The organism is Frateuria sp. Soil773, assembly GCF_001428405.1.
In the GTDB taxonomy this organism is placed as follows: domain Bacteria; phylum Pseudomonadota; class Gammaproteobacteria; order Xanthomonadales; family Rhodanobacteraceae; genus LMSL01.
On sequence record NZ_LMSL01000041.1, the window covers coordinates 316270 to 327583 of the forward strand.

Annotated in this window: 10 protein-coding genes; 6 read left to right on the forward strand and 4 right to left on the reverse strand. The window is 70.3% G+C overall.

Going from position 1 to position 11314, the window contains the following annotated elements; all coding sequences use genetic code 11:
* Positions 1 to 409 precede the first annotated feature (409 nt).
* From ASG87_RS17240 to ASG87_RS17255, 4 genes are all read right to left on the reverse strand, one after another.
* Entirely contained in the window at positions 410 to 913 is a 504-nt protein-coding gene (locus ASG87_RS17240) for a TPM domain-containing protein (RefSeq protein ID WP_056008086.1), read from the reverse strand.
* Positions 913 to 1800 carry a TPM domain-containing protein gene (locus ASG87_RS17245; protein WP_056008089.1) on the reverse strand — a complete coding sequence of 296 codons (888 nt, stop codon included), beginning with the start codon at positions 1798 to 1800 and terminating at the stop codon, positions 913 to 915. Before ASG87_RS17245 ends, ASG87_RS17240 begins: the two co-directional genes overlap by 1 nt.
* A 1-nt stretch (position 1801) precedes the next feature.
* Positions 1802 to 2425, reverse strand: a complete 624-nt coding sequence (locus ASG87_RS17250; RefSeq protein ID WP_056009072.1) for a LemA family protein — start codon at positions 2423 to 2425, stop codon at positions 1802 to 1804.
* A 78-nt stretch (positions 2426 to 2503) separates the two neighbouring features.
* Positions 2504 to 2878, reverse strand: coding sequence for a diacylglycerol kinase (locus tag ASG87_RS17255; protein WP_056008092.1), 375 nt, complete (start codon positions 2876 to 2878; stop codon positions 2504 to 2506).
* A 310-nt stretch (positions 2879 to 3188) separates the two neighbouring features.
* Between ASG87_RS17255 and ASG87_RS17260 the strand changes: the two genes are divergently transcribed.
* The 6 genes from ASG87_RS17260 to ASG87_RS17285 all read left to right on the forward strand — a co-directional run bounded on the left by ASG87_RS17260 (position 3189) and on the right by ASG87_RS17285 (position 10917).
* The gene (locus ASG87_RS17260) at positions 3189 to 4742 is read left to right on the forward strand and encodes an oligopeptide:H+ symporter (protein ID WP_056008095.1); all 1554 of its coding nucleotides are present in this window, start codon (positions 3189 to 3191) and stop codon (positions 4740 to 4742) included.
* A 49-nt stretch (positions 4743 to 4791) separates the two neighbouring features.
* Entirely contained in the window at positions 4792 to 6072 is a 1281-nt protein-coding gene (locus tag ASG87_RS17265; RefSeq protein WP_056008098.1) for an ATP-binding protein, read from the forward strand.
* A 61-nt stretch (positions 6073 to 6133) separates the two neighbouring features.
* Complete coding sequence (locus ASG87_RS17270; protein WP_056008101.1) at positions 6134 to 6712, forward strand: response regulator transcription factor; 579 nt, start codon at positions 6134 to 6136, stop codon at positions 6710 to 6712.
* Between the two features lie 191 nt (positions 6713 to 6903).
* Positions 6904 to 9159: a TonB-dependent receptor gene (locus tag ASG87_RS17275; protein WP_082583054.1), complete on the forward strand. Its 2256-nt coding sequence runs from the start codon at positions 6904 to 6906 to the stop codon at positions 9157 to 9159.
* 112 nt (positions 9160 to 9271) lie between these two features.
* Positions 9272 to 10444: a sialidase family protein gene (locus ASG87_RS17280; RefSeq protein WP_056009079.1), complete on the forward strand. Its 1173-nt coding sequence runs from the start codon at positions 9272 to 9274 to the stop codon at positions 10442 to 10444.
* Positions 10441 to 10917 carry a hypothetical protein gene (locus tag ASG87_RS17285; RefSeq protein ID WP_056008104.1) on the forward strand — a complete coding sequence of 159 codons (477 nt, stop codon included), beginning with the start codon at positions 10441 to 10443 and terminating at the stop codon, positions 10915 to 10917. The genes ASG87_RS17280 and ASG87_RS17285 overlap by 4 nt, the downstream gene beginning before the upstream one ends.
* The last annotated feature ends 397 nt before the right edge of the window (positions 10918 to 11314 follow it).

Sequence of the window (11314 nt, forward strand, 5' to 3'; positions counted from 1 at the left end):
GTCTGGAACTCCGAAAGATCCCGCCTTCATCGCGAACCCGTCATTCTGGCGGCGAACCCGTCATCCCGGCCGCGAATACGTCATCCCGGCGAAAGCCGGGATCCAGCGACTTTGGCCGGCATGCAAAGGCACTGGATTCCAGCTTCCGCTGGAATGACGGCGTTGCGAGATGGTCGNNNNTTCCTGGAACTCCGAAAGATCCCGCCTTCATCGCGCACCCCTCGTCCCGGCTGCGAACCCGTCGTCCCGGCTGCGTACGCGTCATCCCGGCGCCGAACCCATCATCCCTGCGGCGAATACGTCATCCCGGCGAAAGCCGGGATCCGGCGCCTTCAGGCCATGACGCCTCAAGGCACCGGACCGGCTCCGTTCTTTTTCGTCCAACGGACGTAGACCAAGCCCCCATCCCTCAGAGCAGCACAGGACGATTCGGCCGCTCGTCCGGGTTGTCCTGCCCGTCGCTTGGGAAATGCTCGCGCAGCAGGGCGTGCGCCGAGGCGATGCCGGCCAGCGCCCCTTCCCGCCAATGGCCGGCGGCGAAATGGTCGCGCACGCGCGCGCAGACCGTGTCCCATTCGGCCTGCGCCACCCGCCGGGCGATGCCGCGGTCGGCCACGATCTCGATGCGGTGCTCGGCCATCAGCACGTAGAACAGCACGCCGGTGTTGTGCTCGGTGTCCCAGACGCGCAACTGGGCGAACACCTGCTCGGCGCGCCGGCGCGCGTCCAGGCCGTCGAACACGGCGCGCGGCGACAGCCGCGACTCCACCGCGAAGCAGACTTCGCCCAGGTGCTGCCGTTCGCCTTCGGCGATCGCGCCGGCCATCTCGTCGAGCAGGGCCGCCGGGAACCGGCGGCGTAGCTGGAACCAGCCGCCGAACAGATTCGCCAACCACTGCCGCATGCCTGCCATCACCAGCTCCCCGACGAGCCGCCGCCGCCGAAGCTGCCGCCGCCTCCGCTGAAACCGCCACCGCCGCCGAAGCCGCCTCCGCTACCGCCGCCCCAGCCGCCGCCTCCGCCGAAACCGCCCCAGCCGCCGCCGCCGATCGAGCGGCCGGCGCCGGCCGGCAACAGCATCAGCACGCCGCCGATCAGCGCCCCTGCGACGGCCATGCCCAGGCTCGCCGCCAGCAGCCACAGGATGCCGCCGGTGATCGCCGCGCCCAGCGGCGTGCGCAGCCACACGGCGGCACGGCCGAACACGCCGCGCAGGAAGAACGCGATGAACACGCCGATCATCAGCATGTGCCCGAAATCCGGGCCGTGGCGCTCGCGGCCGTTGCCCTCCACCGGCGGCGGCAGCGGCTCGCCGTCGATCAACTGGGTCAGCGCGCCCACCGCGTCGCCGATGCCTCCGGCGTAGTCGTTGCTGCGGAAGCGCGGCGCGATGTACTCGCGGATGATCCGCGCGGTCGCGGCGTCGGGGATCGCGCCCTCGAGACCGTAGCCCACTTCGATGCGCACGCGGCGGTCGTCCTTGGCCACCAGCAGCAGCACGCCGTCGTCGGTGCCCTTGCGGCCCACCTTGTTCGCCTCGGCGACCGCCAGCGAATAGCTCTCGATGTCCTGCGGCGCGGTACTGCCGACCATCAGCACCACCAGCTGGGCGCCCTTGCGCTTTTCCAGGTCGACCAGCCGGCTGTCGAGCTGGTCGACCTGCTGCGCGGTCAGCGTGCCGGTGAGGTCGGTGACGTGCCGCGCCAGCTTCGGCACGGCGGCCTCGTCGGCGTGCAGCAGGGCCGGCGACAGCAGGGCCGCCGCCAGCAGGAACAGCAGGCGCGTGAAGCGCCCGGACATCTCAGTGCGCAGCCGAGGCGGCCGGGGCCGGCGCGTTGCCGCCGAAATCAACGGTCGGCGCGGTGGAGATCGCCTTCTCGTTGTCCACGCTGAAGTTCGGCTTCACCTTGTAGCCGAACATCTTGGCCGTGAGGTTGTTGGGGAAGGTGCGGATCATCGAGTTGTAGTCCTGCACTTCCTTGACGTAGCGGTTGCGCGCCACGGTCACCCGGTTCTCGGTGCCTTCCAGTTGCGCCTGCAGGTTCTGGAACAGGCCGTCGGCCTTGAGCTGCGGGTAGTTCTCGCTGACCACCATCAGCCGCGACAGCGCGCTGGACAGCTCGCCCTGCGCCGCCTGGAACTGCTTGAGCTTCTCGGCGTCGTTGATGGTGTCGGCGTTCACCTGCATGCTGCCGACCTTGGCGCGCGCATTGGTGACCTCGGTGAACACCTTTTCCTCGTGCTGGGCGTAGCCCTTCACGGTATTGACCAGGTTCGGCACCAGGTCGGCGCGGCGCTGGTACTGGTTGAGCACTTCCGACCAGGCCGCCTTGACGGACTCGTCCTGGCGCTGGATGGCGTTGTAGCCGCAGCCGGACAGCCCGGCGACGAGCAGCAGCACGACGAGTGCACGTAGGATTTTCATGGCGGTGGCTCCGGTCCGGTGGAGCCGCCATTGCAGCATCACGCCATGGTCCGGCGCAATCGCGCGGCGCCGCCGCGTTCAGCCCAGCAGGCGCGGACCGAGCACCAGACCCCAACTGAGCAGCAGCAGGACCAACAGCACGAACACGGCCGCCGAGCCCATGTCCTTGGCGCGCCCGGCCAACTCGTGGAACTCCGGGCTGACCTTGTCCACCACCGCCTCGATCGCCGAATTGAGCAGTTCGGCCGACAGCACCAGGAAGGCCGGCAGCACCAGCGCGAGCTTTTCCAGGGCGCCCTGCCCCAGCCATAGGCCCAGCGGGATCACCACCACCGCCAGGCCCGCCTCCAGCCGGAACGAAGCCTCGTGCTGCCAGCCGGCACGCAGCCCCTTCATCGACCACTTGAAGGCATTCCAGATCTGCTTGGGTCCGCGGAAGCCGGCTGCGGCCATGGTGGATATCCTCTCGGGCCGCGGTGCGCGGCGCATCGTGGCGGCACCGCCGCGCCCACCCGGCGCGGGACGCGGCGGCTGGCGGCACGGACAGGCCGCAGGTTGTCTGCAAATGCCCCGTAACTGGCGCGACATGATGCCATAGGCCGCCTCGCCAGCGGCCGGCGCGATTCCTCCACGCCCGCGCTTGCCGCAGTGCAGCGTTGCCCCCGCGGCGGATGGGTTACCCTTCCCCGGTTGTGGCCCAGTTCAGGGTTGCATGAGCTGGTCGCACGGCGGCCGCAGTATTGAACCGCGTACGGAATCGACAATGGCAACCCAGAACCCGCCTGTTTCACAAACCAAGTCCTTCAGCACCGTCTTCCTCATCGAGATGTGGGAGCGCTTCGGCTTCTACGGCATGCAGGTGCTGATGGTCACCTACATGATGAAGAAGCTCGGCTTCGCCGACACCAAGGCCAACCTGGTCTGGGGCGCGGCCGCCGCGCTGATCTACGCGACGCCGGCGATCGGCGGCTGGGTCGGCGACAAGCTGATCGGCACCCGCCGCACCATGCTGCTGGGCGCGCTGGTGCTGATGCTCGGCTACGCGATGCTGTGGATTCCCTCCGACAACGCCTACCTGCTGTACTGCGCGCTGGGCGTGATCATCGTCGGCAACGGCTTCTTCAAGCCCAACGCCGGCAACCTCGTGCGCAAGATCTACGAGGGCGACGACACCAAGATCGACAGCGCCTTCACCATCTACTACATGGCGGTGAACGTCGGCTCGATGATCTCGATGACGCTGACCCCGTGGATCCGCGACTACGTCGGCGCCCACTACGGCGACGCGATGGGCTGGCACACCGCGTTCGGCGTCTGCGCGATCGGCCTGCTGCTCGGCTTCGGCAACTACGCCCTGATGAGCCGCACGCTGGCCCATATCGGCTCGCCCACGGACGCCTCGCGGGTGAACCCGGTGCGCCTGCTCGGCGTGCTGGCCTGCGGCGTGGCGATGGTGTTCGTCTCCGCCTTCATCCTGCAGAGCGAGCTGGTGGCGCGCATCTGCGTGTACGCCGCCGGCGTGGTGATCCTGGGCATCTTCGTGCACCTGATCCGCAGCAGCCAGCGCAGCGAGCGCGCCGGGCTGATCGCGGCGCTGGTGCTGGTGGCGCAGACGATCTTCTTCTTCATCTTCTACCAGCAGATGTCGACCTCGCTGAACCTGTTCGCGCAGAAGAACGTCAACCTCTCGTTCGATTTCTTCGGCATCCACCTGTTCAACTGGATCCCCGAGCAGTTCCAGAACCTCAACGCGATCTGGATCGTGATCCTGAGCCCCGTGCTGGTGTTCGCCTACAACACGCTCGGCCGCATCGGCAAGGACCCGTCGGTGGCGGCCAAGTTCGCCTGGGGTTTCGCCGCGGTGGCCGCCGGTTTCTTCGTCTACGGGCTGGGCGCGCATAGCGCGGTGAACGGCCAGGTGACCGCCTGGACGATGGTGTGGGGCTACGGCCTGTACTCGCTGGGCGAGCTGCTGGTGAGCGGCCTGGGCCTGGCGATGATCGCCCGCTACGTGCCGGCCCGCATGGGCGGCTTCATGATGGGCGCCTACTACGTCGCCTCCGGCATCTCGCAATACCTCGGCAGCGTGGTGGCCAACTACGCGCACATCCCGGAAGGGCTCACCGACCCGGTCCAGTCGCTCGGCATCTACACCAGCCTGTTCAACAAGCTGGGCTTCGTCGGCGTGGGCTGCACGGTGATCGCCATCGCGGTGCTGCCGCTGATGAAGAAGCTGTCCAACAGCCACGCCGAGGCCGTCGCGGAGGCCAAGCCGCTGCCGGCCGTGCACAGCGAGGAATGGAACGTCCAGGCGTAAGATTCCGGGGCCCGTCTTCGCGGCGGGCCCGCCGCGCCGCAGGAACGCCATGCCGAACCGACATGCCAGCCGCCGCATCGGCCCGTTCGCGCTGACGCGCACGCTGGCCTGGCTGCGCCTGTGCGCGATCGCCGGGCAAAGCGTGGCGGTGCTGGTCTGCGCGCTGTGGATGCGCCTGGAGATCCCGTTGCTGCCGCTGCTGATCGGCATCGGCTCATTGGCGGTGTTCTCGGTGTTCGCCGCATGGCGGCTGAGCCAGCCCTGGCCGGTGCGCGAATGGGAAACCATCGGCCACGTGGCGGTCGACACCCTGGTGCTCGGCTACCTGCTCTACTTCACCGGCGGCGCCAGCAACCCGTTCGTCACCCTGCTGCTGGTGCCGATCGCGCTGAGCGCGGCGGCGCTGTCGGTGCGCGCGGTCCTGGCCGTGGCGGCGCTGGCCGGCATCGCCTACCTGGTGCTGCTGCGCTGGCACGTGGCGCTGCCGATGCCGATGCACGCCGGCCTCGCGGGCGGCGGCTTCTCGCTGCACGTGGCCGGGATGGGCGTGAACTTCGTGATCACCGCGCTGCTGCTGGGTTTCTTCATCAACCGGCTGGCCCACGCGCTGCGCCTGCAGCAACTGGAAATGCAGCGCGCGCGCGAGCGAGCGCTGCGCGACGAGGGCATCCTGGCGATCGCCACCCAGGCCGCCGGCGCCGCGCACGAGCTCAACACGCCGCTGGCGACCATGCGCACCCTGCTGCCGGAGCTGCGCCGCGAGTACGCCCACGACGGCCTGCTGGACGAGGATCTGGCCCTGCTCGAAGGCCAGGTGGACCGCTGCCGCACGATCCTGCGCGAGATGGTCGCGTTCGGCCAGGCGCAGTTGTCGCAGGAGCCGGAACGGCTGGCGCTGGCCAGCTTCATCCACGGCTGCCAGGAGCGGTTCCAGTTGCTGCGGCCCGAGGCGGAACTGGACCTGCGCATGGACGAGGCGCTGGCCGGCATGCCCCTGCGCGTACCGCCCGGGCTGCGCCATGCCCTGCTCAACCTGCTCAACAACGCCGCCGACGCCTCGATCGTGCGCGGCTCGCATGCGGTCGCGCTCGAAGTACGCTGCGACACGACCTGGCTGGAGCTGATCGTGCGCGACCGCGGCCCCGGCTTCGCCGGCCACGGCGAACTGGCCGCGCTCGGCCGCAGCGGCAAGCAGACCGGCCTGGGCCTGGGCCTGGCGCTGGCCGAGGCCACCGCCGAGCGCCTCGACGGCGAACTGGGCGCGCGCAATACCAGCGAGGGCGCCGAAGTGCGCCTGCGCCTGCCGCTGGCCGCCGTCGCCGGCACGTGAGCGCGTGCAAGCGCGGCCGAGTCCGGCAAGAATGTCCACAGGCTCTCCAGGAAAGCTCCCGATGAACGATGCTCCGTCCACGCGTCCCCTGCTGCTCGTCGACGACGACGCCACCTTCGTACGGGTGCTCGCGCGCGCGCTCGGCTCGCGCGGCTTCGAGGTGATCACCGCCACCAGCGCGGACGAGGCCCGCGCGCTGGCCCGGCGGCACCAGCCGCGCCATTGCGTGCTCGACCTCAAGCTCGGCGAGGAGAACGGCCTGCGGCTGATCCCCGAGCTGCACGCGCTGGTGCCGGACATGCGCATCCTGCTGCTCACCGGCTACGCCTCGATCGCCACCGCGGTGGAGGCGATCAAGCGCGGCGCGCACGACTACCTTGCCAAGCCGGTCGATGCCGATGCCGTGGTCCGCGCCCTGCTCGACGGCGACGGCCCCGCGCCGGCCGACGACGAGGTGCCCGATGCGCCGGAAGCGCCGCTGGCGCTGCGCCGGCTGGAATGGGAACACATCCAGCGCGTGCTCACCGAGTGCGACGGCAACATCTCCGAGACCGCGCGCCGGCTCGGCATGCACCGGCGCACCCTGCAGCGCAAGCTCGGCAAGCATCCGGTGCGGGAGCGGCCGGAGCAGGACGACTGAGCCGGCGCGGCCGTCCGCACCCGGCCGCCCGCCCGACGCCGCCACGCCCGCGCATCCGTGCGGCGGCACCGCGACCGCCCGGCGCCGCCCGCCACGGGCTTCGCACACCCCGCTGCGACAACACGCCATCTGGCCGATCATCATCCCGGGTCTATCCTGCAACCCTAGACCCACGTCCAGAGTCGCTTCCCGTGAAAATCCGCCCGCTCGGCTTCTGCGCCTTCGCCCTCGCCGCCGGCAGCGGTCGCCTGCACGCCGCCGACGCACCGCCACAGGCCACCACGCTCGCCCCCGTCTCGGTGCACGCCAGCGACACCCACGTGACGGAAACCCCGGCGGTGAGCGTGCGCGTCAGCCGCGCGCAGATGCAGAAGCACAACGTCACCGAGAGTTCCGACGCGCTCAAGTACGCGCCGAACCTGCAGGTGCGCAAGCGCTACGTCGGCGATCCGAACGCGGTGATCAGCGGCCGCAATGCCGGCACCCTGCAAAGCGCGCGCAGCCTGCTCTACGCCGACGGCCTGCTGCTCTCCAACCTGATGACCAACGGCTACGACGGCGCGCCGCGCTGGGGCATGGTGGCGCCGGAGGAGATCGGCGCGGTCGACATCCTCTACGGCCCCTACTCCGCGCTGTATCCGGGCAACTCGCTCGGCACCACCGTGCTGATCCATACGCGGCTGCCGCAGAAGCTGATCGCCAGCGCCAGCGCGCAGTACATGAGCCAGGACTTCCACGACCGCTACGGCGGCAGCGGCCATTACAACGGCCGCAGCGTGGCCGCGACGCTCGGCAACCGGCAAGGACGCTGGAGCTGGATGCTCGCCGTGAACAAGCTGGACAACCAGGGCCAGCCGATGCAGTACGCCACGGCGAAGGCCGGCGGCGATCCCACCGTCGCCGTGCCGGTGCAGGGCGCCACGCTGGACCGCAACCCGAACGGCACGCCGCGCCTGATCTACGGCGCCAACAGCATCGAGCACACCGTACAGACCCAGGCGAAGCTGAAGGTCGGCGTGGACATCAGCGACCGCGTCGCCGCGCTGTTCACTCTCGGCTGGTGGCACGACCATGCCGAGGACCGCACGCGCAGCCTGGTCCGCGACGCCGCTGGCCGGCCGGTCGACGGCGGCACGGTCGGCGCCTACGGCAAGACCTGGACGCTGTCGCCGGCCGGCCTGGCGCCCAGCTCGGCCTTCGACACCCACCTGCTCTACGGCGCGGAGCTGAACGGCCACCTCGCCAACCACTGGCGCTGGACCGCCGTCGCCAGCCACTACGATTTCAAGCGCTCCGAAACGCACACCGCGAACCTCGCGCCGCCGACCGGCCCGCTCGGCGGCCCCGGCACGGTGGCCGGCAAGGACGGCTCCGGCTGGGACACGCTGGACCTGCGCAGCTCCGGCCCGCTCGGCGAGCAGCACATGCTCTACGCCGGCCTGCACGGCGACCGCTACGTGCTCGACTCCAGCGTGCGCAACGCCCGCGACTGGCGCGGCGACGCCGACGGCCCGCGCACCGGCGCCTTCGCCGGCCGCACCCAGACGCGCGCCGCCTACCTGCAGGACGTATGGAGCTTCGCCCCGGCCTGGGCGCTCACCCTGGGCGGCCGCTGGGAGCAGTGGCGCGCCTACGGCGGCCTGCGCGCCGACGCGGCCAGCACGCTGCGCTACGCCAGCCGGCAGCGCAGCGACTTCTCGCCCAAGGCCGCGCTGAACTGGGACTTCGCCGACGACTGGTCGCTGCGCCTGGCCTGGGGCAAGGCGGTGCGCTACCCGACCGTGGCCGAGCTGTTCCAGGGCACCATCAGCGCCAACGCCATCGTCAACAGCGACCCGAACCTCAAGCCCGAACGCGACAACTCCGCCGACCTCACCCTGCAGCACCACCTCGCCAACGGCCACTGGCGCGTGTCGCTGTACCGGGACCGGATCTCCGATTCGCTGTACACGCAGACCGACGTCACCGTGACACCCACCGTCACCAGCGTGCAGAACGTCGACCTGGTGCGCATCCGCGGCGTCGAGGGCGAGCTGGCGCTGACGGACGTCTGGACGTCCGGGCTGGACCTCTCCGCCAGCGTCGCCTTCAACGACGCCAGGACCCTGCGCGACCGCCGCGCGCCGTCCGCCGAAGGCCACTGGTTCCCGCGCATCCCGCGCCTGCGCGCCACCCTGGTCGCCGACTACCGGATCGCGCCCGCCTGGGACGCCTCGCTGGGCATCCGCCATTCGGGCCGCCAGTACGGCACGCTGGACAACAGCGACTACGTCGACACCTACGGTGCGGTGAGCTCCTTCACCGTGGCCGATGCCAAGCTGCGCTGGCGCTTCTCGCCGGGCTGGACCGCTTCGCTGGGCGTGGACAACCTCACCAATGCGCGCTACTGGGTCTACCATCCCTACGCCGGCCGCACCTGGCTCGGCGAAGTGCGCTGGGAACTATGATTGCCCGTCCGCGCAACGCGATGCCGCCGACACGCGAGGGCGCTGTGCGGAACCGCCGCCACCGCCCAGCGGGACAATGGGCAAACCCACCTGCAATCCCGAGGAAGCCGCGATGCGCCGCCTGCTGACCGCCCTGCTCTGCCTGTCGCCGCTCGCGCTGCCGGCGCACGACGGCATGCCCATGGCCATGCCCAAGGGGCCCGAGCTGGGCGCCAGCGCGGCGTTCGACGCCCATGGCCGGCTGTGGCTGGTGGACGCGGCGGACGGCCACGTGCGCCTGCGCCACTCGGACGACCTGGGCAAGACGCTGAGCGCGCCGGTGGAGGTGAACGCCGTCGCCGAACCGATCTACGCCGAAGGCGAAAACCGCCCGAAGATCGCCTTCGGCCCGCACGGCGAGCTCTACGTGAGCTGGTCGCAGCCGCGCGCGAAACCGTGGACCGGCTTTGTCCGCTTCGCCCGCTCGCTCGACGGTGGCGAGCATTTCTCCACGCCGCTGACCGTGCACCATGACCGCGCCGAGATCACCCACCGCTTCGACGCGCTGGCGGTGGACGGCAAGGGCCGCATCGTGATCGCCTGGATCGACAAGCGCGACATGGAAGCGGCCCACGCCGGGGGCAAGCCCTACCTCGGCGCCGCGGTCTACTACAGCGCCTCGACCGACGCCGGCGCCAGCTTCCTGCCGGAGCGCAAGCTGCTCGACCAGAGCTGCGAGTGCTGCCGCATCGCGCTGGCCCCTACGCCGCAGGGCGACGTCGCCGCGTTCTTCCGCAGCATCTACGGCGACAACATCCGCGACCATGCCTATGCCGTGCTGCACGCCGACGGCCAGCCCAGTCAGCCGGCGCGCGCGACCTTCAGCCAATGGCGGATCGCCGGCTGTCCGCACCACGGCCCCGGCCTCGCCATCGGCGCCGACGGCACCCGCCACGCCGTGTGGTACGAGGCGAAGGGCCAGCCGACGATCTGGTACGGCCAGCTCGACCCCGGCCATCCGCCGCGGCATGCGCTTGCGATCGCCCATGCCGGCGCCGCCCATGCCGACGTGGCCGTGCTCGGCAAGACCGTCTGGGTGGCCTGGAACCAGGTGGATGCGCAAGGCTATGCGCTGATGCTGCGCGAATCGGCCGACGGCGGCCGCCGCTTCGGCGACGCCCGCCAGATCGCCCGCAGCGAGGCCGCCGCCGGCTCGCCGCAGCTCCTGCTGCTCCGGCAACGCGCCTTCGTCGCCTGGAACACCGCCGGAGGCTTCCGCCTCGTTCCGGTCGAGGCCGCGCCATGAAGCGCCTGCTGATCGCGCTCGCCCTGCTCCTGCCTGCGGCTGCCAGTGCCTTGCAGGCGGGTGACGACACCTTGCGGCCGCTGGAAGCCGCACAGGTCGGCGCCCTGCTGCAACCGCCCGCGCAGGGCGAGCGTCTGGTCGCGCTGTGGGCGCTCGACTGCGCCTATTGCGAGGCCAACCTGCAAGCCTTGGCGAAACTGCAACAGGCGCACCCGCAGCAGATCGAACTGGTCACCGTCGCCACCGACGACATCGGCCAGGCGGCGGCGATCGCACAACGCCTGCACGCCGCCGGCATGGACGGCTACCCGGCCCGCGCCTACGCGGACCCCACGCCCGAGCGCATCAACTACCTGCTCGACCCGGACTGGGGCGGCGAGACCCCGCGCGTGCTGGTGATCCGTGCGGACGGCTCGCGCCAGGGCTACAGCGGCGCGCTGAACAGCCGCATCCTGCGCAAGCTGCTGCCTTAGCGGCATCCATGGCATTCGGATGGCCGTGTTCGAAGCAACTTGCGCGAGAGCCGGAATCCGGCCGGATGATGCGGCCGGAGGCTGCTGGATCCCGGCCTTCGCCGGGATGACGCATCTTGGCGACGATCGAGGTTTCGAAATCTCGGCTCTACGTCGAGGCCAACCCTGCCGGCCACCCCACAGCACCGTCATTCCAGCGAAAGCCGGAATCCAGCGCCTCCGTACGTCACCGCCTGAAGTCACTGGATCCCGGCCTTCGCCGGGATGACGCATCTTGGCGACGATCGAGGTTTCAAAATCTCGGCTCTACGTCGAGGCCAACCCTGCCGACACCCCCACAACGCCGTCATTCCAGCGAAAGCTGGAATCCAGCGCCTTCGCACGTCGCAGCCTGAAG